The organism is Arsenicicoccus sp. UBA6765 (genome assembly GCF_002453335.1).
In the GTDB taxonomy this organism is placed as follows: domain Bacteria; phylum Actinomycetota; class Actinomycetes; order Actinomycetales; family Dermatophilaceae; genus Arsenicicoccus; species Arsenicicoccus bolidensis.
Genome location: NZ_DKGR01000002.1, coordinates 64,251 through 88,438 on the forward strand (window position 1 = coordinate 64,251; position 24,188 = coordinate 88,438).

Consider the following 24,188-nt stretch of genomic DNA (forward strand, 5'->3'; position numbering starts at 1 on the left):
CGCGGCTGCCCCGCGTGGTGATCGCCGCCCCCGGGTCGGGCAGCGGCAAGACGATGATCACCACGGGCATCCTGGCTGCCCTGTCCCGCAAGGGGATCCAGGTGTCGCCGCACAAGGTGGGTCCCGACTACATCGACCCGGGCTATCACGCGGCCGCGTGCGGTCGGGTCGGGCGCAACCTCGACCCGCACCTGCAGGGCGTCGACCGCGTGGTGCCGCTGCTGCTGCACGGCGCGACGGCCCCGACCCTGGCGGACGTGGCGGTGGTCGAGGGCGTCATGGGTCTCTTCGACGGCCAGCTGGGCGCACGGGGATTCGCGTCGACGGCCCACATCGCGACGCTCACCTCTTCGCCCGTCGTGCTCGTCGTGGACGGCGCGCACACGTCGCGCTCGGTGGGCGCGACGGTCCTGGGCTACTCACGGTTCGACCCCGCGGTGCGCATCGCCGGCGTCATCCTCAACAACATCGCCTCGCCGCGTCACGAGGCCGAGGCGCGGGACGGCATCGAGGAGACGGGGATCCCGGTCATCGGCTGCGTGCCCCGCGTCCCCGAGGTCGTGGTCCCGTCGCGGCACCTCGGACTGGTCCCCGCCGCCGAACGTTCGCCGGAGGCCGCGGCCGCCGTCGACGCCCTCGCCGACATGGTGAGCGCGCACGTGGACCTCGACGCCTTCCTCGAGATCGCTGGTGCCGCACCGGATCTCGAGGGGGAGCCCTGGTCGCCGTCCGACGCGCTCGGCCCCCTGGCCGCGCCGGCCGGGTCGCGAGGACGCGTCGCGGTCGCCGGTGGACGGGCCTTCACCTTCGGGTATGCCGAGACCACCGAGCTCCTCGCCGCCGCCGGGCTGGCGGTGGAGGTCTTCGACCCGCTCGTGGACGCCGAGCTGCCCTCTGGCGTGTCGGGACTGGTCATCGGGGGCGGCTTCCCCGAGGTCCACGCGCTCGAGCTCGCCGCCAACGTGCCTCTGCTGCGGTCCATCCGGGAGCTGGCCGAGGCAGGAGCGCCGGTGAGCGCCGAGTGCGCCGGACTGCTCTATCTCGGGCAGACCCTCGACGGGCACCGGATGGCCGGCGTCCTGCCGACGCACGCGGAGTTCGGCCACCGTCTCACGCTCGGCTACCGGTCGGCGGTGGCGCTGACCGACTCGGTCCTCGGACCGGCCGGCGCCCGGGTCACGGGCCACGAGTTCCACCGCACGCAGGTCGTGTCCGGCGACACCGACCACGCGCCGGCGTGGGCGTGGGCCGACCGCGACGGCGGCCACCGGGCCGAGGGGGTCGTGCAGGGGAGCGTGCACGCGTCCTACCTGCACGTCCACTGGGCCGGGCAGCCGCACCTGGCCCGCTCCTTCGTGGGCCGGCTCACCGGTGCGCTGGTGGACGCACCATGACGACCCCCGACCAGCCCCCGCACCCCGCAGCTGGCCATCACGGCGACGTCGACGCGCGCGGCGCCCGCCTGGACCTGGCCGTCAACGTGGCCGTGGACCAGCCGCCGGCGTTCCTCGCCGAGGCGATCGCCCGCGAGATCCCGCGCCTGGCCGCCTATCCCGACGCCGCGCCGGCGACCGCGGCCCTGGCGGCCGAGCTCGGGGTGCCCACCGAGTGCGTGCTCCTGACCAACGGGTCCGCCGAGGCCTTCACCCTCGTCGCCCACCTCACGCGATGGCGCGCACCACTCGTCGTCGAGCCGCAGTTCACCGAGCCCGGGCAGGCGCTGCTGCACGCCGGGTCGGCGTTCACCGCCCACCTGCTCGACCGGGCCGACCGCTGGGCGCTCGACCCGGCCGCGATCGAGGCGGGATGCGGCTCCGCAGCGAGCCCGGTGGCGCCCGACCTCGTCGTCGTCGGCAACCCGACCAACCCCACCTCACGGCTGCACCCACGCGCCGAGCTGCTCCGCCTGGTGGATCCCGCCACCACCCCGCCCGATCGCGTCTTGCTCGTGGACGAGGCCTTCCTCGACGTCGCCACGGACCCGACGCAGACGCTGGTGCGGGACGCGGCGTCCGGCACCCACAGGACCAACGCCCACCTGACCAGCGCCGGCCATTCCAACGCCGACCTGACCAACGCCGGCCTGACCAGCTCCGGCCATACCAGCGGCGACCGGACCAGGCCGATCATCGTGACCGGCAGCCTCACCAAGACCTACGGGCTGGCCGGCCTGAGGGCGGGCTACGTCGTGAGCTCGCCGGACGTCGTCCGTCGGCTGCGCGACCACCAGCCGCACTGGTCGGTGAGCTCGCTCGCCCTCGCCGCCGTGCTCGCCGTCTGCACCCCGCAGGGCCGCGACTTCCGCGACGCGCAGCGAGAGCGCCTGCGCCGCAACGCCGCCCACCTCGCCGACACGCTGCGCGCGCGAGGTCTGCACGTGCCCGTCGATCCCGACGGACCGTTCGTCCTCGCCCAGCACCCCCGCGCCGCCGCCCTGCGAGAAGGACTGCGGGCCAAGGGGATCGCCGTGCGACGAGGCGACACCTTCCGGGGGCTCGACGACACCTGGCTGCGGTTCGCCGCGCGAGACGCCGGCCCCGTGTCCGAGCTGGCGGGCGGCATACGGGCCGTCCTGGAGGAGATCCCATGAGCACCAACGCCTTCGACGACGCGCGACGCAGCGCCGTCTACGACGTCATCCGCGAGCGACGGGACATCCGCTCGACGTTCACCATGGACCCGATCGACGACGCAGCCCTGACGCGGGTGCTCGCCGCCGCGCACATGGCGCCGAGCGTCGGGTTCAGCCAGCCGTGGGACTTCGTGCTGGTTCGCGACGAGGAGCGACGACGGCGCATCCAGCGCCTCGCCCAGCGGCAGCGCGACCGGTTCGCCGCGAGCCTGCCGAGCGAGCGGCAACGGATGTTCGACGGGCTCAAGATCGAGGCCATCCGCCAGACCCCGCTCAACGTCGTCATCACCTGCGACCCCACGCGCGGCGGCCCGCACACCATCGGACGCCACGCCGACCCCCGGATGACGAGCTTCTCCACGGCCACCGCGGCCCAGAACTTCTGGCTCGCCGCCCGCGCCGAGGGTCTCGGCGTGGGCTGGGTGAGCTTCTTCGACCCGCACGAGCTGGCCCGCGAGCTGGGCCTGCCCAAGCACCTGGAGGTCGTGGCCTACCTGTGCGTCGGCCACGTCAGCGCGTTCCCGCCCGCCCCCGAGCTTCAGACGACGGGCTGGGCCCGCCGCCGGCCGCTCGCGTGGGCCGTGCATGATGAGAACTGGTCCACCCGCACCCTTCCCGGAGGAGCTCCCGTGTCCCTGCTCGACGAGACGATCGCCGCCATCACGCCTGCCGACGCCGCGGTCCTCGCGAGGGCGCAGGAGCGCCAGGCGCAGCTGACCAAGCCCCCCGGGGCGATGGGGCTGCTGGAGTCCACCGGCGAACGCGTCGCGGCGGCGTGCGGCACCTGGCCTCCGGCACCGCCGTCCCCCGTGGCCCTGGCGGTCTTCGCCGGCGACCACGGGGTGCAGGCCCACAGCGTCTCGCCCTGGCCGCAGGAGGTCTCCGTGCAGATGGCGGCCAACATCGCGACCGGCGGGGCGGTGTGCAACGCGGCCGCCCGCCAGGTCGGTGCCGAGGTCGACGTGATCGACGTGGGCCTGGCCACTGACCTGCCCGCCATGCCCGGCCTGCTCGTGCGCAAGGTCGCCCGCGGCACCGCCGACATGACGCAGGGCCCGGCCATGACCCTGGAGCAGGTCCACGAGGCCATCGAGGTCGGCATCGACGTCGCCCGCGACCTGGTCGCCCAGGGCAACCGCCTGCTCCTGGCGGGCGAGGTCGGCATCGGCAACACGACCCCGGCCGCCGCGCTGATCTCGGTCTTCACTGGGCGCGCGCCCGAGGAGGTCACCGGTCGTGGCGCCGGGCTGGACGAGGCCGGCCGCGCCGCCAAGGTCGCCGTCGTCGAGCGCGCCATCCGCACCAACGGCGCGACCAGCGAGGACCCCGTCGCGGCCCTCGCGGCCGTGGGAGGCCTGGAGCACGCCGCGATCGTCGGCTTCCTGCTCGCCGCCGCGGCGCAGCGCACCCCCGTGATCCTCGACGGCGTCATCGTCTGCTCCGCCGCGCTGGTGGCCCAGGCCCTCGCTCCCGACTGCGTCGACTACCTCGTCGCGGGGCACGCCGGCGTCGAGCCCGGCATCCTGGCCGCGCTGTCGACCCTCGGGCTCGAGGCCCTCGTCGACCTCGACCTGCGGCTCGGGGAGGGCACCGGCGCCGCCCTCGCGGTCCCGCACGTCCAGCTCGCCGTCCGCATGCTCACCGAGGTCGCGACCTTCGAGTCCGCCGGGGTGAGCGGCAAGGACGCCGAGGCCGGACGGGACGTGGCGGACGTCGAGGCCCACGCATGACCGCACCGGGCTGGCGGCTCGCCGGCGTCCCGGTCCTCGTGGCCGGTGGGGGGGCCGGGGCCTTGGCCGAGGTCGTCCAGCTGCGCGAGCGGGGCGCCGACGTCACGGTCGTCGCGCACGAGCTCGTCCCTGCGCTCGAGGACCTGGTCGACCGCGGCCTCGTCGCGCGCGGTGCGGACGTGACCGAGGCCGAGGTCGTGGCCGCCTCGCGCCTGGTCGTCGACGCCCGCACCCCCGCGGAGCGGTCCGAGGGGCCGGACGTGCTGCAGCTCGCCGCCGTGGCGGGCATCCCGGCATACGGCCTGGAGACGGACGGGCAGGCGACCGGGCAGGCGACCGGGCAGGAGGCCGGGGAGCGCGCCGGCTCGGTGGTCCTCGTGGGCGGCGGCCCCGGCGACCCCGGACTGCTCACCAGACGCGGGTATGACGCCCTCTGGGCAGCCGACGTCGTCGTCACGGACCGCCTCGCGCCGGTGAGCCTGCTCGCCGACCTCCCCGCGCACGTCGAGGTCGTGGACGTGTCAAAGATCCCCCGCGGCCGCTTCACGCCGCAGGAGGAGATCAACCGCGTCCTGGTGGAGCACGCCCTGCGCGGACGACGCGTGGTGCGGTTCAAGGGTGGGGACTCGTTCGTGTTCGGGCGCGGCTACGAGGAGGTCCTGGCCTGCCGCGAGGCCGGCGTGCCGGTCGAGGTGGTCCCCGGCGTCACGTCGGCCGTGTCCGTCCCCGAGCTCGCCGGCATCCCGGTCACCAACCGCGGGACGGTGCAGGGCTTCACCGTCGTCAGCGGGCACGCGGCCCCCGACGACCCGCGCAGCACCGTCGACTGGGACGCCCTCGCGCGCGCCGGCACGACGATCGTCGTCCTCATGGGCGTGGAGACGCTGCCGCGGATCGCCGTGGCGCTCCTGGCCGCCGGCCGTGACGACCGGACGCCCGTCGCCTGCGTCATGGACGGCGGGCTGCCCTCGATGCGCACCGTTCGCACCACCCTGGCAGCCCTCGCCGCCGACGGTGTGCCGGAGGGTCTGGTGCCCCCGGCGGTCACCGTCGTCGGAGACGTCGCCGCACTGTCCTGAGCGCCCACCGTGCCACCGCCCGGACTAGGGTTGGCGCCATGAGCAACGACGCCTACACCTGGTCCTACCTCGACGCCGAGGGCCGCCCGACGACCTCCGAGGCGCTGCCGGCGCTGACCTTTCCCAGCCAGGGCGAGGCCGAGGCGTGGTTCGCCCAGGAGTGGGAGGACGTCAAGGCCGCGGGCGTCGACGCGGTGACGCTGCTGCGCGGCGAGGACGTCGTCTACGGACCCATGTCGCTGCAGGCGATGGGGGAGTGACGGTGGCCGACCCGCTGCCCGCCGACCTGGCCCGCTCCCTGCAGCACCTGGTCGGCACGGCGCAGTACGAGTGGCGCAGCCCCGGCGTGAGCGCCGGGGTGGTGCGGGACGGGCGCCTGGTGTGGTCGACGCACGTGGGCTCGGCCCGGCTGGACGGGGAGCTCGTCCGCGGCGCCGAGGACGGTGATCGGGGCGCCCCCGCGCGCAACGCCGTCGACGACACCCAGTACCTCATCGGGTCGGTCACCAAGACCTTCAGCGCCGTTACCATCATGGCGCTGCGCGACCGGGGCCGGCTGTCGGTCGAGGACACGCTCGACGACCTGCTGCCCGGCACGCCGTTCGGCGACCTGACGCTGCGGTCGCTGCTTGCCCACGCCTCCGGCCTGCAGCGCGAGCCCGCCGGCCACCTGTGGGAGTCCTTCGAGGCCCCCGACGAGGACGGGCTCCTGCGTGACCTGGTCCGCGCCGAGCGCGTCCTGCCCCCGCAGCGGGCCTTCCACTACTCCAACCTCGCCTACGCGCTGCTCGGGCAGGTGATCGCCCGGGTCGAGGAGCGACCCTGGCAGGACGTCGTGCGCGAGGTCGTGCTCGACCCGCTCGGTATGACGCGCACCGGTCTCGTGCCGGACGAGCAGGACCGGGCGCACGGCTACCAGATCCACCCGCACGCGCGCACGGCGACCCTCGAGCCGGTGATCGACCTGCGCTCGACCGCCCCGCTCGGCGGCCTGTGGTCCACCGTCGCCGACCTGGGTCGTTACGCCGCGTTCTGCTCCGACCCGGGACGCTTCGACGTCCTGGCGCCGGAGACGGTCACCGAGATGTGCAGCCCGGTGATCATGGCGGACCCCGACGACTGGACCACGGGCCAGGGGCTGGGCTTCGGACTCTTCCGCCGGGGCGAGCGCGTCTTCGCAGGTCACGGTGGCGCCATGCCCGGCTTCCTGACCGGCCTGCGCTTCCGGCCCCGCGACCGGGTCGGGGCCGTGGTCTTCGCCAACGCGACGTCCGGCCCGGCTCCCCTCGGCCTCGCGACCGACCTGCTGTGCGCGCTGCTGGACCACGAGCCCACCACGCCCTGCGTGTGGACGCCGTCGCGGCGGGACGACGAGCGTGGCGAGCTGCTGGGGCGGTGGTGGAGCGAGGGCTCGCCCCTGGACTTCGAGATCCGGGGGGACGCCCTGTGGTCCACGATGCCGGGGTCTCGCGGCGCCCTCGACGACACGCGCTACGAGCAGGTGGACCGCGATCTCTACCGAGCGGTCGAGGGACGCGAGCGCGGTGAGCGCCTGGAGCTCGTCCGCGACGCCGACGGACGGATCACCAAGCTCTACTTCGCGACCTACGCCGTCACGCGCGAACCGCTGGCCTTCGCCGAGCTCCAGAGCAGGTAGCGGTAGCGACGAGCGATGCTCGCTGTGGTCCGGCGCCGGTCCTGAGGAGGGCCTGAGCAGGTCCTGACCAGGTCAAGGACAGGTCTAGAGCACCGGCCCGCGGCCCTCGCCGCGACGCCCCACGAGGTGCATCAGCGTGCCCATCCGGCGATACGGCTCGGTGCGGCCGAGGCGCTCCTCCACCGCCAGGATCTCGGCGAGCTCGCCCGGGTCCTCGGGGACCGGGGTGTCGACCGCCACGCCGTCGGTGAACGTCCGGATGCCGTACCAGTACTCCAAGGAGCACCGGATCCCTCCGAAGAACGCGCCGAGCCGCTCCAGCGAGTCGGCCCGGCAGCCGACACCGAGCTCGTTGGTGTAGCGCGGGTCGCGCCGGTCCCACCCTGACCGGTCGACCTCGTCCAGCACCGTGCGCGCCTGGGCGAAGTCGCCGCGCAGCACATGTCGCCAGGCCATGGCTCCGGCGTTGCGCGCCACCACGGAGACGATGCCGTCCACATGGACCCGCCGTCCCAGCGCACGGAGGGCGGGGTTGGGGTCGTCGACATACATGAGGACGCCGTGGCAGAGCACGGCGTCGAACGTGCGGCCCTCGAGGGCCGCCATGGTGTCCAGGGTCTCGAGCGAGCCGTCCAGGACGGCTATCCGGCCGCAGACGGCCGCCGGCTCGGCGGCGAGCGCATCCTCGCAGGCGGCGCGCATCTGGGGGTCGGGCTCCACGGCGACGACCTCGTAGCCCTGGCGGGCGAGGTGGATCGCCTGCGTCCCCTGGCCGGCGCCCACGTCGAGGACGCTCGCCGGGGGTAGGGCGAGGTGCACCTCGAGCTGGCGGCGGACGAGCTCCTGGCGCACGACGTTGCGCAGCAGCCCCTGGCGGTCGAGCCAGCGGTCGCGACCGGCGTCGAAGCCCGCCTCGGTCACCGGGGCTTCTCGCCCCGCTTGACCTGCGCACGGGGCACGCGCGTCGGGCGCAGCTGGAAGGCGCGCATCCCGGAGTAGAAACCGGCGCGCGGGGGCCAGATCTCGCCCGGGTGGGTGGCCGCGAACTTCCGCTTCATCGCGTAGTGCACGAGGGTCTGCTCGACGACGCCCAGCAGGATGACGCCGTAGGTCAGGACCATGACCGCCGTGATCAGGCCGGGGTTCTTGAGCTGCCCCACCAGCAGCGACAGGATCATCGCCACGATCAGCGCGGGCATCGTGAACTCCGCGATGTTCCACCGCGCGTCGATGTAGTCGCGCATGTAGCGGCGCGCCACGCCCCGGTCGCGGGGGAGCAGGGCCCACTCCTCGCCGCGCATCATGGCCTGCTGCTGCTTGGCGCGCTCCTCGCGGGACACGGCGCGGTCGCGCTGCGCGGCGGCCTTGCGGTCCGTCTCGATGAGCGGTCGCCGCCGGGCGGCCTCGGCCTCGCGCCGCTTGGGCGTGGGGCGGTTCTTGGCCCCGGGGCGGTCCGTGTGGGCCTGCTCCTCGAGCTGCTCGAGGGTCGCGGCCTCGGTCTTCTTGCGTCCTAGCACGAGGGTCAGCCTATCGGCCCACGAGGTCGCCGGCCGCACGGCTCACGGACGCCCGCTCGCCCGACGGTAGGCTCGACCTCGCCGATCGCCCTGCCGAAGGAGTCCTCGCATGTCCGTCCGTCCCGTCTTGATCTACGGCGAGCCCGTGCTGCACCGTCGCGCGGAGGCGGTGACCGAGTTCGACGACGCCCTCCGGGAGCTCGTCGAGGACATGTACGCCACGATGGACGCCGCCAACGGCGTGGGCCTCGCGGCCCCCCAGATCGGTGTGGGGCTGCGGATCTTCACCTACGAGATGGCCAACGACGACGGCGTGCCGCACCGCGGGGTGGTGATCAACCCCGTGGTCACGACCTCCGGCAAGCCGTCCGAGGACCCGGACCCGCACGACGACGCCGAGGGCTGCCTCTCGGTCCCCGGCGAGTCCTTCCCCCTCGTCCGCCCGCTGCGCGCGCACGTCATCGGGCAGGACGTCGAGGGCAACCGGCTGGAGTGGGACGCGACCGGCTGGTTCGCTCGATGCATGCAGCACGAGTACGACCACCTCAACGGCACGTTGTACGTCGACCGGCTCGAGGGGCGCTGGGCCCGCAAGGGCAAGCGGATGCTCAAGGCGAACGGCTGGAACGTCCCCGGGCTGACCTGGATGCCGGGCGTCGACGCGGATCCCTTCGGTCATGACGACGTGGACGCCGACGGCGACGTCGAGATCGTGGAGGGGGCCCGGGGGTCAGACCAGGTCACGGTCCCGGAGGGCGGGGAGACCGAGCGCCGGTGAGGATCCTCGTCGCCCCGACCGCCTACCGCGGCACCCTGACGGCCGCCCTGGCCGCGGACGCGATCGCGCAGGGCTGGCGTCGTGCCGCGCCGCACGACCAGGTCCAGACCCTGCCGCTGTCGGACGGCGGCGAGGGCTTCGTCGACGTGCTCAGCAGCCTGCCCGGGGCCAGGACCTTGGCCACCACCGTGCGGGGCCCGCTGGGTGGGGAGGTGCCGGGCGTCGTGCTGCTGCTCGACGGCCCGAGAGGGACGGTCGCGTATGTCGAGGCCGCCCAGGCCTGCGGCCCCGCCCTCCTGCCGGCCGACAGCCGCGACCCCTGGCGCACCTCGTCCCACGGTGTGGGGCAGCTCGTGCGCGAAGCCATCGCGGCCGGCGCGTCCTCGGTGGTGATCGGTGTCCGGGACCTGCTGTGCAACGACGGTGGCTATGGCCTGTGGTGTGCCCTCGCCCGTCGACCGTCCCCCGACGATGGGCTGCCAGCTGGACCTCAGCACGAGGTCGAGGGTTTGGACTGGCTCGGCGACCTCCGTGGATCTCTGATCGAGGCCAAGGTCGAGCTCGTCGTGGCCACGCCGGACGAGCTGCCCCTGCTCGGGCTCCAGGGCACCTCGGCCCAGCAGGGACCGTCTCGAGGGGCGACCCCTGAGCAGGCCCAGGCCCTCGAGCGGAGGCTCGGAGCTCTCGTCGACGCCGTCGGACGTGTCGTCCCCGGCCCGACCGACCTGCTCACCGGCAGACGCCATCGTGTGGACAAGCTGGCGGGTGCAGGTGCGGGCGGGGGGATCGGCTATGCCGTGCTCGTCCTCGGCGGGACGGTGCAGCCGGTGGGCGAGGTCCTCGCCGCCGCGCTCGACCTCGACGATGCCGTGGCCGCCTGCGACCTGGTGGTGACGGGGGAGGGCCGGCTGGACTGGGCGAGCCTGCGCGGCCGGGTGCCCGCCGTGCTGGGCGAGACGGCGCTGCGCCACGCGCGGCCGGTGGTCGTCATACCCGGTCAGAGCCTGGTCGGGCGCCGGGAGTGCGCGGCGATCAGCGTGACGGGCATCTATCCCGTCGCCGACTCGATCACGGCCGTCCCCCGGGCGATGGCGGATCCCGCGGGCAGCCTCACCGCACGCGCCGAGCGGGTGGCCCGCACCTGGTCGCCCGCCCCGCCGAGCGCATCGGCCCCCGGCACCACGCCGCCCGGCTGACACCCGGCAGTCCTCCGCCGTCGCGCCCCCACATCTCGTCCGCGCGCCATTTCCGGGAACACGGAGCCGTGTGCGAAGGTTGTTGTTCGTATCCCGCCGACCTGTGCGGGGGATCCCGAACCATGGAGGAGACTGCTCATGAGTCTTCAGGACGACACCCAGACGCGCGCTGACTCGGTCGACGCTGCCACGCACGGGGTGCAGCTGACCGACGTCGCCGCCGTCAAGGTCAAGAGCCTGCTCGAGCAGGAGGGCCGCGACGACCTCCGGCTGCGCGTGGGCGTGCAGCCCGGCGGCTGCTCCGGTCTCATCTACCAGCTCTACTTCGACGAGCGCACCCTCGACGGTGACCTCGTCCGTGACTTCGACGGTGTCGGAGTCGTGGTGGACCGGATGAGCGCCCCCTACCTGGACGGCGCGTCGATCGACTTCGCCGACACGATCGAGAAGCAGGGGTTCACCATCGACAACCCCAACGCGGGCAGCAGCTGCGCCTGCGGCGACTCCTTCAGCTGAGCCGCACCCGCAGCACCACGAGCGGCACAGCACCACCAAGCACGTCGAGCGCCCGAGGGGCGGCACCGCGATCTCGCGGGGCCGCCCCTCTCGCGTCGCTCCGGTAGGGTCGGCGCGTGCAGATCCTCGTCACCGGGTCCATCGCGACCGACCACCTCATGACCTTCGAAGGCCGCTTCGCCGACTCCCTGCTCGTGGAGCAGCTGGACAAGATCTCGGTCTCCTTCCTGGCCGACCGCCTCGACATCCGGCGCGGGGGCGTGGGTGCCAACATCTCGTTCGGACTCGCCGCCCTGGGGCAGCGCCCGGTCCTCGTCGACGCGGTGGGCAAGGACTTCGCCGACTACCAGACCTGGCTGGTGGACCACGGGGTCGACTGCGACCACGTCCACCGCTCGCAGGACCAGCACACGGCACGCTTCGTGTGCACGACCGACCGCGATTTGGCCCAGATGGCGACGTTCTACGCCGGCGCGATGAACGAGGGCAACCGCATCGACCTGGCCCAGGTCGTCCGCGAGCTGGGTCAGGTCGACCTGGTGGTCATCGCCCCCAGCGACCCCGCGCGCATGACCCGGCACACGCAGCAGTGCCGCGAGCTCGGCGTCCCCTTCGCCGCGGACCCGTCCCAGCAGCTGGCGTTCATGGACGGCCCGGCCATCCGCGGGCTGATCGACGGTGCCGACTACCTGTTCACCAACGAGTACGAGCTGCACCTCGCCGCGCAGAAGACCGGGTGGACCGTCGACGAGATCACCGACCGGGTACGGGTCCGCGTGACGACGCGCGGCAAGGACGGCGCCGAGATCATTGCCCGTGGCCAGGAGCCCGTGCGGGTGGCGGCGGCGCTGACCGAGACGGTCGTCGACCCCACGGGCGTCGGTGACGCCTTCCGGGCGGGGTTCCTGGCCGGCGTCGCGGCCGGCCTGGGGCACGAGCGGTCGGCCCAGCTGGGCTCCATACTCGCCACGCACGTCCTCGAGACCACCGGCACCCAGGAGTACCACCTCGACCACGAGGGCTTCTACGCCCGGCTGGCGGACGTCTACGGCCAGGATGCCGCGGACGAGCTGGCCGCTGCGGTCACGCTGAGGTGACCCCGCCGGTCGAGCCGCCGCCGAGCCCCTGGCACCTCACGCTGGACGGCGCCGAGCCGGGGGAGGACGTCGTGGGCGTCGGCGCCGACCTGAGCCCCGGGACGCTCCTGGCGGCCTACCGCACCGGCATCTTTCCCATGGGTCTGGGGGAGGGCGGGCGAGGGCCGCTCGGCTGGTGGTCCCCGGACCCGCGCGGCGTCCTCGAGCTGGGTGACCTGCGGGTCAGCCGCTCCCTGCGCCGTTCGTGCCGGCGCCTCGAGGTGCGCGTCGACACCGCGTTCGACGAGGTCGTGGCCGGCTGCGCCGATCCCTCCCGCTCGGGGAGGTGGATCACGCCGGCCGTGGCCCGCGCCTACTCCGAGCTGCACGGGCTCGGCTGGGCGCACAGCGTCGAGGCATGGGACGGGGGCGAGCTCGTCGGCGGGTTGTACGGCATCGCGGTCGGGGGTCTGTTCGCGGGGGAGTCGATGTTCCACCGGACGACCGATGCCTCCAAGGTCGCGCTCGTCGGGCTGGTCGACCTGCTCACGGCTGACCTGGAGGACGTCCGCGCGTCCGGCGGTGACCGCCTGGTCGACGTTCAGTGGAGCACCCCCCACCTCGCCGGGCTGGGGATCACGGAGGTCCCGCGGGCGGCCTACCTGGCTCGCCTGCCCCGGCTCCTGCGGAGCCCGCTGCCGGCCGTATGGCGCTGAGCCGCCCCGAGATCCGGGGTCGGAGCAGTGCGGCGCGACTCACATCACGAGTTGCCGAGCAACGGGTCCACGCGGCGTGTGCGGGGAGGCGATCTGGGCCATTCACAGGGTAGGGTTCGAGTTGTCTGTTCCCTGTATGAGTGCTTCACCATGTCGGAAGGTGCGTCTGTTGCGCAGGCACAATGACTCATCGCGAGCAACCAAGCGCTCCCGTCTCCTGACGGGCGGCCTGGGTCTCGTGGTACTGACCACGCTGTTGAGCGGGTGCAGCGAGGCCGCGCAGCGCGGTTTCCTCCCCCGCGGAGCGACGACCTCCACGCAGCGCATCGAGAGCCTCTGGGTCTGGTCGTGGATCGCCGCGCTGGTCGTGGGCTGCATCGTCTGGGGCCTGACCATCTACTGCATGGTCGCGTTCAAGCGCAAGAAGACCGACACGGGCTACCCGGCGCAGCTGCGCTACAACGTCCCCGTGGAGATCTTCTACACCGTCGTGCCGATCCTGATGGTGGGCGTGCTGTTCTTCTACACCGCGCGCGACGAGGCTGCGCTGCTGGACACGACCAAGAAGCCCGACGTGACCGTCAATGTCGTGGGCAAGCAGTGGAGCTGGGACTTCAACTACGTCGAGGCCAACACCTACGTGGCCGGCAAGCAGGCCAAGCTCGACGGCAAGCCCGGCGCCGAGGCGGCGCTCCCGACCCTGGTCCTGCCCGTCGACAAGCGAGTGGAGTTCGTCCTGACCAGCCGCGACGTCATCCACTCGTTCTGGGTCCCGGCCTTCCAGCAGAAGCTCGACATGATCCCCGGACGGGTCAACAAGTTCCAGGTCGTCCCCGACCGGATCGGTGACTACAAGGGCAAGTGCGCCGAGCTCTGCGGCGCCTACCACTCGGAGATGCTGTTCAACGTCAAGGTCGTCTCCCAGGCGGACTACGACAAGCACATCGCCGACCTCAAGGCTTCGGGGCGCACCGGTCAGCTGCCCAACGGTCTCAACCGCGAGAAGCTCGAGCCGGCCGAGCAGGCCAAGATCCCGACGACGCAGGGGAGCAGCAACTGATGGCCACCGCAACCACGACCCGTGAGCCGCAGACGCCCCGACAGATCCGGGACGAGCGACGCAAGAAGTCGATCGGCACGCAGATCGCCAACGTGCTGACGACGACCGATCACAAGGTGATCGGCAACATGTACTTCGTGACCTCCGTCGCGTTCTTCATGATCGGCGGGCTGCTCGCCCTGCTGATCCGCCTCGAGCTGTTCGGCCCCGGGCTGCAGATCGTGGACAACCCCGAGCAGTTCAACCAGCTCTTCACCATGCACGGCACGATCATGCTGCTGCTGTTCGCGACGCCCCTGTTCGCCGGTTTCGCGAACGCGCTGGTCCCGCTGCAGATCGGCGCACCGGACGTCGCCTTCCCGCGGCTCAACGCGCTGGCCTACTGGATGTACCTCTTCGGTGGCCTCGTCGCGGCGTTCGGCTTCCTCACCCCCAACGGCGCGGCGTCCTTCGGCTGGTTCGCCTACGCTCCGCTGTCGGACGCGAGCTACAGCCCCGGCCTGGGCGGTGACCTCTGGGTCTTCGGCCTCGCCCTCGGTGGCTTCGGCACGATCCTGGGTGCCGTCAACTTCATCACGACGATCCTGTGCATGCGTGCGCCGGGCATGACGATGTTCCGCATGTCGGTGTTCACCTGGACCGTCCTGGTGACGTCGCTGCTCGTCATCATGGTCTTCCCGGTCCTGGCCGCGGCTCTCTTCGCGCTCGGCGCGGACCGCAAGTTCGGCTCGTTCATCTTCTCGCCGGACAACGGCGGCCCCGTGCTGTGGCAGCACCTCTTCTGGTTCTTCGGCCACCCCGAGGTCTACATCATCGCCCTGCCGTTCTTCGGCATCATCAGCGAGGTCATCCCGGTCTTCTCCCGCAAGCCGATCTTCGGCTACAAGACCCTGATCTTCGCGACCGTGGCCATCGCCGCCCTGTCGATGTCGGTGTGGGCCCACCACATGTACGTCACCGGCCAGGTCCTGCTGCCCTTCTTCTCGGTCATGACGATGCTCATCGCCGTCCCGACCGGCGTGAAGTTCTTCAACTGGATCGGCACGATGTGGGGTGGCTCGCTCACCTTCGAGACCCCGATGATCTGGGCGATCGGCTTCATCGTCACCTTCTGCTTCGGCGGCCTGACCGGCGTCATCCTCGCGAGCCCGGCCATGGACTTCCACCTGTCCGACTCGTACTTCGTGGTCGCGCACTTCCACTACACGGTGTTCGGCACGGTCGTCTTCGCGATGTTCGCCGGCTTCTACTTCTGGTGGCCCAAGTTCACCGGCAAGATGCTCGACGAGACGCTCGGCAAGGTTCACTTCTGGATGCTCTTCATCGGCTTCCACGGCACCTTCCTCATCCAGCACTGGCTGGGTGTCGAGGGCATGCCGCGCCGCTACGCGGACTACCTGCCCGAGGACGGCTTCACCTTCTTCAACCAGATCTCGACGGTCTTCGCCGTGATCCTGAGCCTGTCGATGCTGCCCTTCCTCTACAACGTCTGGCACACCGCGCGCCACGCGCCCAAGGTCCTGGTCGACGACCCGTGGGGCTACGGCGCCTCGCTGGAGTGGGCCACGTCCTGCCCGCCGCCGCGGCACAACTTCGACAGCATCCCGCGGATCCGCTCCGAGCGTCCCGCGTGGGACCTGCACCACCCGGACTCCGAGGGTGCCCACCCGCAGGCCGACCCGGCCACCATGCAGCGTCTCGGCACGGACTCCGGCCGGCGTGACGGTGCGACCTCCACCGCCGCGCACCGAGAGGACCGCCACTGATGCGCACCGCCGTCAAGCTCTTCACCATCCTGGGCTTCTTCTTCCTGCCGGTGGGCATCATCTACGGCTTCGTGACCAGCTGGTCGGAGCCGGTGGGTGTCGTGGCGCTGCTGCTGCTCGTGCCCGAGATGTGGATGTCGGCCTTCTACATCCACGCCACGGCCAAGCGCCTGCCTGCGGTCGGTCCCGAGGACAACCCGCGTGGGGAGATCGCCGACGCCGAGGGCGACTACGGCTTCTTCGCCCCCAAGTCCTGGTGGCCGATCATGCTGGCCGGTGCGGCCGCCCTCATGTTCATGGGCATCGCCGTCGGCTGGTGGTTCTTCCTGCTGGCCGCGGGCCTCGGGATCATCGGCCTCATCGGCTGGGTGTTCGAGTTCTTCCACGGGGAGCACGCGGTCTGACCACGTGCAACCTGCCGGGCCTCGGGGACGTCATGTCCTCGGGGCCCGTGCGCGCGCTCGATGCGTTTGGTCGAGCCGTCGCGCAGCAGCGGTCTCCCGGTCACGATCTGGCCACCGTGTGACCGTCGGTCACTCTCGGTCACATTTGTTCGACTAGCCTGGGCGGGGATCCAGGACGTTCACTCAGGGGGAGATCCACGCATGTTCCGGACGACGCGCGCCGACGCGACGACAGCTCTCGCGGTCACCACGGCTATGACGGCACTGACGGCCCTGGCGGGCTGCTCCGGGGGCCAGACCGCATCGGGGGGTCCAGCGGCACGGTCTGCGACCCCGAGCGCCTCACAGACCCCTGCGGCGTCCTCCACGACCGCGCGGCCCCGCTCTGCTCCTGCCACGGTGACGGTGACGCCGGCCGACCGGGCGCGCGGCATCGAGCCTGGGGCGCCCGTCAAGGTCGCCGCCTCGGGTGGCACCGTCACCGACGTCGTCGTGACCGACGACAAGGGAGCCAAGGTTCCCGGGACGGTCAAGGACGGGGTGTGGACGCCTGCCAGCCGTCTCGGCCTGGACTCGGCCTATTCCGTACGCTCGGTCGTCACCCTCGCCGACGGGCGGTCGCAGACCGCGACCTCGTCCTTCCGGACGCTCAAGCCCGAGACGACCGCGAAGTACACGCTGCTGCCCTCCGACGACACGGTCGGCGTCGGCATGCCGGCCATTGTGCAGTTCGCCTCGTCGGTCAAGACGCCCCAGCAACGGGCCGAGGTGGAGCGCAGCATGAAGGTCACCACCGAGCCGGCCGTCGAGGGATCCTGGGGATGGCTCGACGACCGGCAGCTGATGTGGCGGCCCAAGGACTACTGGAAGCCGGGGACCAAGGTCACCATGGACGCTCGGCTCGCCGGGCTGCAGACGGGTGAGGGCAAGTATGTCGGGAGGAACGACACCAAGACCTTCACGATCGGCCGCTCGCAGGTGAGCACGGTCGACATGAAGACGCATCATATGACGGTCGTGCGGGACGGGCAGCAGGTCAAGAACATCCCCGTCACCACCGGCAAGCCCGGCTTCATCACCCGGTCGGGGACCAAGGTCATCATGGAGAAGGTCGGCGCGATGACGATGGACTCCGCCACCGTCGGCATCCCCAAGGGCAACCCGGAGTACTACAAGCTCGACACGAAGTGGAACATGCGGATCACGTGGACGGGGGAGTTCCTCCACGCGGCCCCCTGGTCGCAGTGGGCCCAGGGCAGGCGCAACGTCTCGCACGGCTGCACCAACATGGGTCTGGACGACGCGCGCTGGATGTTCGAGAGCTCCATGGTGGGCGACGTCGTGCAGTTCACCGGCTCGGACCGCCCGTTCAAGCCCACCGAGGGCATCGGGGTCTGGCAGTACTCCTGGCCGCAGTGGCAGCAGCAGAGCGCCCTGCGCTGAACCGAGGTGCCGGGTGGGCTCCCGGCATACGGCCTGGATGTCCTCGGCCGACGCCCCCTGTCAGCCCCAGCCCATCGCGTGGAGACGCTCGTCGTCGATGCCGAAGTGATGGGCGATCTCGTGCACGACCGTCACGGTGACCTCGTCCCGCAGATCCTCGAGGTCCTCGCACAGGCGGGAAAGCGGCCCGCGGTAGAGGTAGATCCGGTCCGGCAGCATGCCCTCGAGACCCCAGCCACGCTCCGTCAGCGGCGTGCCCTCGTAGAGGCCCAGCAGGTCGCCTAGGTCCTCCGGGGGCTCGTCCTCGACTAGGAAGACGACGTTGTCGAGCAGGGCCATCAGCTCCTGCGGCACGTCGTCGAGCGCATCGCCGACAGCCGCGTCGAAGGTCGCGTCGTCCACGGTCACGGGCATGGAACCAGCCTCCCACGTCCGCCTGACGGCTGGTGCGTCCCGGCCCGAGCCTGCGCGGTCCGTCCGCAGGCGCCCGGCAGCGATCGGTCTGCCCTGAGGGCTCAGCGGACCCGACGGGCGCAGCGGACCCAGACGACGAGATGGGCGTCCTCCCGGGGGAGGACGCCCATCTACGGATTCGTCGGTGTCGGTACGTGGTACCAGGACTCTGGCGTCAGTGCCGCTCGACCTCGGCGGTGCGCTGACCCTCGATCGCCTCGTGGCCGTGCCCGTCGTGGTGCGCGGCGGCGACGTCGCGCGGGGTGACCGGCTGGATGTCGTCCTCGAAGAAGAAGCGCGACAGGCGTGCGCGCCTCTTGTCCGAGGTCGTGCCAGGCCGCGGGATCCCGTGAGCATCGGTGGCGTCCCCGAGCTCGAGGGGGCGGTGCGCCTCGTGCTGGACAAGGTTCCACCGGGTGTACTCGTCGATGTCCTCGTGCTTCTCCGTGAACCTGCCGTCTGCGTCCCGGATGATCCGACCGGTCTCGCGTCCGTGGAGCACCAGGTCGCGGTCGCGGCGCTGCAGCGAGATGCAGACGCGCTTGGTGACCCAGAACGCCAGGACGGGGAGGACGAAGAAGCCGATCCGCAGGAACCACGTGATGTCGTTGATCGACAGGTGCAGGTGGGTGGCGATCAGGTCGTTGCCCGCGGCCGCCCACAGGACGGTGTAGGCCGTGATGGCGGCCAGGCCGATCGCCGTGCGGGTCGGGGCGTTGCGGGGACGCTGCAGCAGGTGGTGCTCGCGGTTGTCGCCGGTGATCCAGCGCTCGAAGAACGGGTAGGCACCGAGCAGGACGTAGACGAGGGGCAGCAGCAGCAGCGAGCCGATGAGCACGCCGTAGGTCAGCGTGTAGCCGCCGACCGTGACCTCGGTCCAGCCGGGCATGAGGCGCAGGGCTCCGTCGGCGAAGCCCATGTACCAGTCAGGCTGCGACCCCGCGGTCACCTGGGTCGGGTCGTAGGGGCCGTAGTTCCAGATCGCGTTGATCGAGAACAGGCTCGAGATGAGGGCGGTGATGCCGAAGACGATGAAGAAGAACCCGCCCGCCTTGGCGGTGTAGACCGGCATCAGCGGGTAGCCCACGACGTTGTCGTTGGTGCGGCCCGGCCCGGGGTACTGCGTGTGCTTGTGGACCATCACCAGGATGAGGTGCGCGGCCAGCAGACCGACGAGGATCGCCGGGAGCAGGAGCACGTGGGCGGCGAAGAGCCGGGGGATGATCGCCTCGCCGGGGAAGGTGCCGCCGAAGAGGAAGTAGACGAAGTAGGAGCCGATGACCGGGATGGTCAGCATGAAGCCCTGCGCGGCGCGCAGACCCGTGCCCGACAGCAGGTCGTCGGGGAGGGAGTAGCCGGCGAAGCCCTCGACCAGCGCGAGCATGGCCATGAGCGCGCCGATGACCCAGTTGATCTCACGCGGCTTGCGGAAGGCGCCGGTGAAGAACACCCGGAACATGTGGACGACCAGCGCGACCACGAAGATCAGGGCCGCCCAGTGGTGGATCTGACGGATGAGCAGACCGCCGCGGACGTCGAACGAGATGTCCAGCGTCGAGCGGTAGGCCTCGGACATGTGGATGCCCTTGAGCGGGACGTAGGACCCGTTGTACTCCACGTGGCCGGCGCTCGGGACGAACCACATGGTCAGGAAGACTCCGGTGATCAGGCAGATGATCATGGAGTACATCGCGACCTCGCCGAGCATGAACGACCAGTGGTCCGGGAAGACCTTGCTCATCATGTAGCGGACGCCCTTGGCGGCGCCGGTGCGGTCGTCGACCCAGCCACCGACACCGGCCAGGCCACCGGGCTTGCGCGCCGTGCGGACCTCGCGGATGTCGTCGGTCCTCAGGTCGTTGGTCGATCGAGTGCTGCTGCTCATCAGCCACGCTCCCAGAAGCTCGGGCCCACTGCCTCGGCGAATCCAGAGTCGGCGACGAGGTAGCCCTCGTCGTCCACCGTGATCTTGAGCTGCGGCAGCGGGCGGTGCGCCGGGCCGAAGATCACCTTGCAGTCCTGCGTGACGTCGAAGGTCGACTGGTGGCAGGGGCAGAGCAGGTGGTGGGTCTGCTGCTCGTAGAGGCCCACCGGGCACCCCACGTGGGTGCAGATCTTGGAGTACGCCACGATGCCCTGGTAGCCCCAGTCACGTTCCTTCTTGACCAAGATGTCGTCGGGGTCGAGACGCATGAGCAGGACCGCGGCCTTGCCCTTCTCGTTGAGCGGGTGCTCGGACTTCTCGATGCCCTCGGGGAGCACGTGGTAGACCGAGCCGATCGTGACCTCGTCCGCCCGGATGGGGAGGTTCTGGGGGTCGCGCATCAGGCGCGGCCGACGGCCCTTGGGCCAGTGCTTCTGGTCCCAGAAGGTCGTGGACAGGTCGTTGCCCGGGACGGGGCCGAGGCCACCGAGCAAGGGGAGGACCAGGGGGATGGCGAACAGGCCGAGCGCACCGCCCAGCGTCGCCTTGATCAGCGGACGACGGTTGAGCTGAGCGGCCTCCCCACCCTCGGTGAGGGCCTGCGCGAAGCCCGCCCGCTCCTCGGGGGAGCTGCGGAGCTCGTGACGCTCCTCGACGACCTCGTGGTCGGGCATGAGCGTCTTGGCCCAGTGCACGGCGCCCGCGCCGATGAAGAAGAGGCTGATGGCGAGGGTCAGACCGAGCGCCAGGTGGAGCGCGAGCACGTTGCCCAGGAACGGGATGCCGACGTAGCTGTGCTGCGGGATCACGAAGTACAGCACGATGAAGGCCAGCGTGCCGAGGATCGACAGCAGGAACATCGTCGCGACCTGGCGCTCGGCGCGCCGGGCGGCAGCAGGGTCCCGGTCCGCCAGCCGCTCGACGTGCGGGGGGAGTCCGGGGTTCTGGAAACGGTCGGGGATCCCGCCCTGGCCGACGACGTCGCCCTGGTCGAGACGCACGGCATCCTTGCCAAAGTCGTTGGAGTCAGTCATGCGATGCGATGCCCCATCAGGAACGGAGTGGTTGGACTGGTCGCTGGTGCTCATCGCTCAGGCCGCCTTCTTGCCGAGCCACACCGCGGCGAGGATCATCAGGCCGATGCCGAGGGTCCAGGCGAGCAGCCCCTCGGGGACCGGGCCGAGGTTGCCCAGGGCGGCGCCGCCAGGGTTCTTGTCCTCGTCCATGGCCTTGAGGAAGGTGATGACGTCGCGCTTGGCCTCGGGGCTGAGGTTGGCGTCGTTGAACACCGGCATCGACTGCGGGCCGGTCTGCATCGCCTCGTAGATGTGCTTGCCCTCGACGCCGCGCAGGGTGGGCGCCCACTTGCCGCGCGTCAGGGCACCGCCGGAGCCCACGGCGTTGTGGCACATGGCGCAGTTGACGCGGTAGATCTCGCCGCCCTCGGCCGCGTTGCCGCCGCCCTCGGTGAACTCCTCGGAGGGAATCGCCGGGCCTGCGCCGAGCGAGGCCACGTAGGCGCTCATCTGGCGGATCTGCTCCTCGGAGAACTTCGGCTTGTTGCGGGGCGCCTGGACCGCGGGGGCCGCCATCGGCATACGACCGGTGCCGACCTGGAAGTCGACCGCCGCCGCACCGACGCCCGCGAGGGTGGGTGCGTCCGGGCCACCCTCGGCATTGAGGCCGTGGCAGCTGGCGCAGTTGGCGAGGAAGAGCTTCTTGCCCTCCTCGACGTCCTGGGCGGTGGAGGCGCTGGCCGTGGCCGTGGCGTCCTGCGGCTTGGCGACGGCGTAGGCCGTCCCCACCACGAGGAGCATGGCCAGGAGGAGCACGAACAGTGTGGCGGGGTGCCTGCGCCGGGCGGCCAACGCGTTCACGAAAGGGTCCTGTCGTCGACGGTCAAGGGGCGGATGCTGCTGTGTGTGTCGAGCTGCGTGGAGCTGGTCGTGGTCACTTGAGGATGTAGATCACCGCGAACAGGGCGATCCACACGACGTCGACGAAGTGCCAGTAGTAGGAGGTGACGATCGCCCCGGTGGCCTGCGCGTGGGTGTAGCGCCTGGTGGTGAAGCTGCGGGCGATGATCAGCAGGAAGGCGATCAGACCACCCGTGACGTGGATGGCGTGGAACCCGGTGGTCATGTAGAAGACCGACCCGTAGCCGTTGGAGTTCAAGGTGATGCCCTCGCTGGACAGCTTGGCGTACTCCCAGGCCTGACCCGAGACGAAGACCGCACCGAACATGTAGGTGAGGACGTACCACTCGCGCATGCCCCAGCGCTTGACGTCCAGCAGCGACCCGGTGCGGGCCGGCTGGCCAGCCTCCGCCTTCCACACGCCGAGCTGGCACCAGACCGAGGAGATGACCAGGATCAGCGTGTTGACCGCCGCGAAGAGCACGTTGTGCTTGGGGGTCTCCGCGGCCCACTGCTCGGGGACGACCCCTCGGATCGTGAAGTACATCGCGAACAGGCCCGCGAAGAACATGAGTTCGCTGGAGAGCCAGACGATCGTGCCCACCGAGGCGAGGTTGGGTCGGGTCGCCGGGCCGAGCGCGGCATGGCTGGGGGAGCTGTGGTGCACAGCGGATGCAGTCGACACGACGCCATCTTGCCCCAAAAACGTGGGACTTGCCCAACGGCAGGCGATCTCCGGAGAGTCGGGAGCGTGAGAACACCCTGAGAACCCTGTCTGGCGGGTCTCGCGGGGGCCGCTAAGATCGGCCGCATGACCGCGAGCCACACTGCTTCGTCCAGCGGCACCGACGCCCCCCGGGGGCTTCGCGTCCTGCTCTACTCCGACGACGTCACGACGCGTGACAAGGTCCGCCTGGCGGTCGGGAAGCGCCCCGCCAAGGACGTCGTGATCGAGGCCTGGCACGAGGTGGCGACCGGCGAGATGGCCCTGCGCGACACCGAGAACGGGCAGTTCGACCTGCTGATCCTGGACGGGGAGGCCGGCAAGGTCGGGGGCATGGGCCTGGCCCGGCAGATGAAGAACGAGATCTACGGCTGCCCGCCCATCCTCGTGCTCACCGGTCGTCCTCAGGACAGCTGGCTGGCCGCCTGGTCCCAGGCCGACCTCGCCGTGCCGCACCCGCTGGACCCGCTGGCCCTGGCCACCGGCGTCTGCGAGCTGGTGCGTCGCGACCGCACCCCCGCGTGACGGAGATCATGCCGGACGCCGCCTCCCTCACCTGGCCCACGGTGCTGAGCAGCCTGGTCGAGGGGCGTCACCTGTCGCTGGGCGAGGCCCGGTGGGCCATGGGACAGATCATGTCGGGCGAGGCCACTCCTGCCCAGACCGCGGGCCTGCTCATGGCGCTGCGGGTCAAGGGCGAGACCGCCGAGGAGCTCCGCGGCCTCGCGGACGAGATGCTCGCGCACGCGCGTCCGCTGTCCGTCCCGGGCCCGTCTCTCGACATCGTCGGGACCGGGGGCGACCGCGCCAACACCGTCAACATCTCGACGATGTCCTCGTTGGTCATCGCGGGGGCCGGTGTGCGCGTCGTCAAGCACGGCAACCGTGCGGCCTCCTCCAAGTCCGGCTCGGCCGACGTCCTGGAGGCGCTGGGGGTCGCGCTGACGCTGCCGTCCGAGCGGGTTGCCGAGGTGGCGGACGAGGCCGGGATCACCTTCTGCTTCGCTCGCTCGTTCCACCCCTCGATGGCGCACGCCGCGGTGGCGCGCAGCGAGCTGGGGATCGGGACGGCATTCAACTTCCTGGGCCCGCTGACCAACCCGGCCCGGCCCACCTATGCGGTGGTCGGCTGCGCCGACGCTCGTATGGCGCCCCTCATGGCCGGCGTCTTCGCGGGGCGCGGGACGGACGCCGCCGTGTTTCGCGGCGACGACGGCTTGGACGAGGTCACGGTGTCGACCACGACCTCGGTGTGGTGGGTCGTGGACGGCGGGATCGTCGAGCGCACGCTCGACCCGCGCGAGCTGGGCTTCGACCTGCACGACCTCTCGACGCTCGTCGGCGACGACGCCGAGCACAACGCTGGTGTTGTGCGCCGCCTCCTGGAGGGCGAGACCGGTCCGGTCCGCGACGCGGTCCTGCTCAACGCCGGCCTGGGGCTGGCGGTCGCTGGTGCGCGGGACGGCGGTGGCGCGGCGGACCACGACGCGTTCGTCGCCCTGGTGGCTGACGGGGTGGAGCGTGCCCGGCGGGCGATCGACGATGGTCATGCCGCTCGGGTGCTGCAGCGCTGGATCACCTCGACCTCAGCCTGAGATCGA

24 protein-coding genes are annotated in these 24,188 nt (G+C 71.3%); 17 read left to right on the forward strand and 7 right to left on the reverse strand.

Translation table 11 applies throughout. The features are described 5' to 3' along the window. The first annotated feature begins 14 nt into the window (after window positions 1–14). From B4K29_RS00320 to B4K29_RS00345, 6 genes are read left to right on the forward strand one after another with little or no spacing between them, the layout of a single operon-like run. Complete coding sequence (locus B4K29_RS00320) at window positions 15–1,394, forward strand: cobyrinate a,c-diamide synthase (protein ID WP_286966154.1); 1,380 nt, start codon at window positions 15–17, stop codon at window positions 1,392–1,394. Further along, window positions 1,391–2,590, forward strand: coding sequence for an aminotransferase class I/II-fold pyridoxal phosphate-dependent enzyme (locus B4K29_RS00325; RefSeq protein WP_286966155.1), 1,200 nt, complete (start codon window positions 1,391–1,393; stop codon window positions 2,588–2,590). Before B4K29_RS00320 ends, B4K29_RS00325 begins: the two co-directional genes overlap by 4 nt. Then, a complete protein-coding gene (gene cobT / locus B4K29_RS00330) occupies window positions 2,587–4,362 on the forward strand; it encodes a nicotinate-nucleotide--dimethylbenzimidazole phosphoribosyltransferase (protein WP_286966156.1) in 1,776 nt (591 codons plus the stop codon). Before B4K29_RS00325 ends, cobT begins: the two co-directional genes overlap by 4 nt. Continuing rightward, window positions 4,359–5,441, forward strand: a complete 1,083-nt coding sequence (gene cobA, locus B4K29_RS00335; RefSeq protein WP_286960559.1) for a uroporphyrinogen-III C-methyltransferase — start codon at window positions 4,359–4,361, stop codon at window positions 5,439–5,441. The genes cobT and cobA overlap by 4 nt, the downstream gene beginning before the upstream one ends. Window positions 5,442–5,479: 38 nt before the next feature. Further along, window positions 5,480–5,701: a hypothetical protein gene (locus tag B4K29_RS00340; RefSeq protein WP_019287012.1), complete on the forward strand. Its 222-nt coding sequence runs from the start codon at window positions 5,480–5,482 to the stop codon at window positions 5,699–5,701. A gap of 2 nt (window positions 5,702–5,703) precedes the next feature. Then, window positions 5,704–7,098 (forward strand): serine hydrolase domain-containing protein, encoded by a 1,395-nt coding sequence (locus B4K29_RS00345; protein WP_239263270.1) that lies wholly within the window; start codon window positions 5,704–5,706, stop codon window positions 7,096–7,098. Between the two features lie 84 nt (window positions 7,099–7,182). Here B4K29_RS00345 and B4K29_RS00350 read toward each other — a convergent pair whose 3' ends face one another. Together B4K29_RS00350 and B4K29_RS00355 are read right to left on the reverse strand one after the other, a co-directional pair. Then, entirely contained in the window at window positions 7,183–8,019 is an 837-nt protein-coding gene (locus B4K29_RS00350) for a methyltransferase domain-containing protein (RefSeq protein WP_286966157.1), read from the reverse strand. Next, on the reverse strand, window positions 8,016–8,615 hold the full coding sequence (locus B4K29_RS00355) for a DUF3043 domain-containing protein (RefSeq protein ID WP_286956635.1): 600 nt from the start codon (window positions 8,613–8,615) through the stop codon (window positions 8,016–8,018). The genes B4K29_RS00350 and B4K29_RS00355 overlap by 4 nt, the downstream gene beginning before the upstream one ends. 109 nt (window positions 8,616–8,724) lie before the next feature. Here B4K29_RS00355 and def point away from each other — a divergent pair, with 109 nt between their 5' ends. From def to B4K29_RS00400, 9 genes are all read left to right on the forward strand, one after another. Further along, the gene (def, locus tag B4K29_RS00360) at window positions 8,725–9,393 is read left to right on the forward strand and encodes a peptide deformylase (RefSeq protein ID WP_286966159.1); all 669 of its coding nucleotides are present in this window, start codon (window positions 8,725–8,727) and stop codon (window positions 9,391–9,393) included. After that, window positions 9,390–10,589 carry a glycerate kinase gene (locus B4K29_RS00365; protein WP_286966160.1) on the forward strand — a complete coding sequence of 400 codons (1,200 nt, stop codon included), beginning with the start codon at window positions 9,390–9,392 and terminating at the stop codon, window positions 10,587–10,589. Before def ends, B4K29_RS00365 begins: the two co-directional genes overlap by 4 nt. 138 nt (window positions 10,590–10,727) lie before the next feature. Further along, on the forward strand, window positions 10,728–11,105 hold the full coding sequence (locus tag B4K29_RS00370; RefSeq protein ID WP_019287018.1) for a HesB/IscA family protein: 378 nt from the start codon (window positions 10,728–10,730) through the stop codon (window positions 11,103–11,105). Window positions 11,106–11,221: 116 nt separating this feature from the next. Further along, entirely contained in the window at window positions 11,222–12,202 is a 981-nt protein-coding gene (locus B4K29_RS00375; RefSeq protein ID WP_286960566.1) for a carbohydrate kinase family protein, read from the forward strand. Continuing rightward, window positions 12,199–12,897: a leucyl/phenylalanyl-tRNA--protein transferase gene (gene aat, locus B4K29_RS00380; protein WP_286956608.1), complete on the forward strand. Its 699-nt coding sequence runs from the start codon at window positions 12,199–12,201 to the stop codon at window positions 12,895–12,897. Before B4K29_RS00375 ends, aat begins: the two co-directional genes overlap by 4 nt. Before the next feature lie 136 nt (window positions 12,898–13,033). Next, window positions 13,034–13,957, forward strand: coding sequence for a cytochrome c oxidase subunit II (gene coxB, locus B4K29_RS00385; RefSeq protein WP_376783725.1), 924 nt, complete (start codon window positions 13,034–13,036; stop codon window positions 13,955–13,957). Continuing rightward, complete coding sequence (ctaD, locus tag B4K29_RS00390) at window positions 13,957–15,723, forward strand: cytochrome c oxidase subunit I (protein ID WP_239263258.1); 1,767 nt, start codon at window positions 13,957–13,959, stop codon at window positions 15,721–15,723. The genes coxB and ctaD overlap by 1 nt, the downstream gene beginning before the upstream one ends. Continuing rightward, a complete protein-coding gene (locus B4K29_RS00395; RefSeq protein WP_239263256.1) occupies window positions 15,723–16,127 on the forward strand; it encodes a cytochrome c oxidase subunit 4 in 405 nt (134 codons plus the stop codon). Before ctaD ends, B4K29_RS00395 begins: the two co-directional genes overlap by 1 nt. A 399-nt stretch (window positions 16,128–16,526) precedes the next feature. Continuing rightward, window positions 16,527–17,570, forward strand: coding sequence for a L,D-transpeptidase (locus B4K29_RS00400; protein WP_019287024.1), 1,044 nt, complete (start codon window positions 16,527–16,529; stop codon window positions 17,568–17,570). Window positions 17,571–17,630: 60 nt separating this feature from the next. Here the strand turns inward: B4K29_RS00400 and B4K29_RS00405 are convergent, their stop codons facing one another. The 5 genes from B4K29_RS00405 to B4K29_RS00425 form a co-directional block, all read right to left on the reverse strand. After that, window positions 17,631–17,984, reverse strand: coding sequence for a metallopeptidase family protein (locus B4K29_RS00405; RefSeq protein WP_239263252.1), 354 nt, complete (start codon window positions 17,982–17,984; stop codon window positions 17,631–17,633). A 214-nt stretch (window positions 17,985–18,198) separates the two neighbouring features. After that, a complete protein-coding gene (locus B4K29_RS00410; RefSeq protein ID WP_286958036.1) occupies window positions 18,199–19,908 on the reverse strand; it encodes a cytochrome b in 1,710 nt (569 codons plus the stop codon). After that, window positions 19,908–20,981: a ubiquinol-cytochrome c reductase iron-sulfur subunit gene (locus B4K29_RS00415; RefSeq protein ID WP_286966161.1), complete on the reverse strand. Its 1,074-nt coding sequence runs from the start codon at window positions 20,979–20,981 to the stop codon at window positions 19,908–19,910. Before B4K29_RS00415 ends, B4K29_RS00410 begins: the two co-directional genes overlap by 1 nt. 57 nt (window positions 20,982–21,038) lie before the next feature. Continuing rightward, window positions 21,039–21,824, reverse strand: a complete 786-nt coding sequence (locus B4K29_RS00420) for a c-type cytochrome (protein ID WP_286958034.1) — start codon at window positions 21,822–21,824, stop codon at window positions 21,039–21,041. Between the two features lie 73 nt (window positions 21,825–21,897). Next, window positions 21,898–22,548 (reverse strand): cytochrome c oxidase subunit 3, encoded by a 651-nt coding sequence (locus B4K29_RS00425; protein WP_286958032.1) that lies wholly within the window; start codon window positions 22,546–22,548, stop codon window positions 21,898–21,900. 126 nt (window positions 22,549–22,674) lie between these two features. Between B4K29_RS00425 and B4K29_RS00430 the strand changes: the two genes are divergently transcribed. After that, a complete protein-coding gene (locus tag B4K29_RS00430; protein ID WP_286958031.1) occupies window positions 22,675–23,112 on the forward strand; it encodes a hypothetical protein in 438 nt (145 codons plus the stop codon). A gap of 8 nt (window positions 23,113–23,120) precedes the next feature. Beyond that, window positions 23,121–24,182: an anthranilate phosphoribosyltransferase gene (gene trpD / locus B4K29_RS00435; RefSeq protein ID WP_286958030.1), complete on the forward strand. Its 1,062-nt coding sequence runs from the start codon at window positions 23,121–23,123 to the stop codon at window positions 24,180–24,182. The last annotated feature ends 6 nt before the right edge of the window (window positions 24,183–24,188 follow it).

Bases quoted from the DNA above. Each gene is read 5' to 3' on its own strand.
- B4K29_RS00430 (WP_286958031.1), top strand. From the start codon at position 22,675: ATGACCGCGAGCCACACTGCTTCGTCCAGCGGCACCGACGCCCCCCGG.
- B4K29_RS00370 (WP_019287018.1), top strand. From the start codon at position 10,728: ATGAGTCTTCAGGACGACACCCAGACGCGCGCTGACTCGGTCGACGCT.
- B4K29_RS00325 (WP_286966155.1), top strand. From the start codon at position 1,391: ATGACGACCCCCGACCAGCCCCCGCACCCCGCAGCTGGCCATCACGGC.
- B4K29_RS00415 (WP_286966161.1), bottom strand. From the start codon at position 20,981: ATGACTGACTCCAACGACTTTGGCAAGGATGCCGTGCGTCTCGACCAG.
- cobT (WP_286966156.1), top strand. From the start codon at position 2,587: ATGAGCACCAACGCCTTCGACGACGCGCGACGCAGCGCCGTCTACGAC.
- trpD (WP_286958030.1), top strand. From the start codon at position 23,121: ATGCCGGACGCCGCCTCCCTCACCTGGCCCACGGTGCTGAGCAGCCTG.
- cobA (WP_286960559.1), top strand. From the start codon at position 4,359: ATGACCGCACCGGGCTGGCGGCTCGCCGGCGTCCCGGTCCTCGTGGCC.
- B4K29_RS00395 (WP_239263256.1), top strand. From the start codon at position 15,723: ATGCGCACCGCCGTCAAGCTCTTCACCATCCTGGGCTTCTTCTTCCTG.
- B4K29_RS00340 (WP_019287012.1), top strand. From the start codon at position 5,480: ATGAGCAACGACGCCTACACCTGGTCCTACCTCGACGCCGAGGGCCGC.
- B4K29_RS00410 (WP_286958036.1), bottom strand. From the start codon at position 19,908: ATGAGCAGCAGCACTCGATCGACCAACGACCTGAGGACCGACGACATC.
- B4K29_RS00405 (WP_239263252.1), bottom strand. From the start codon at position 17,984: ATGCCCGTGACCGTGGACGACGCGACCTTCGACGCGGCTGTCGGCGAT.
- ctaD (WP_239263258.1), top strand. From the start codon at position 13,957: ATGGCCACCGCAACCACGACCCGTGAGCCGCAGACGCCCCGACAGATC.
- coxB (WP_376783725.1), top strand. From the start codon at position 13,034: ATGAGTGCTTCACCATGTCGGAAGGTGCGTCTGTTGCGCAGGCACAAT.
- def (WP_286966159.1), top strand. From the start codon at position 8,725: ATGTCCGTCCGTCCCGTCTTGATCTACGGCGAGCCCGTGCTGCACCGT.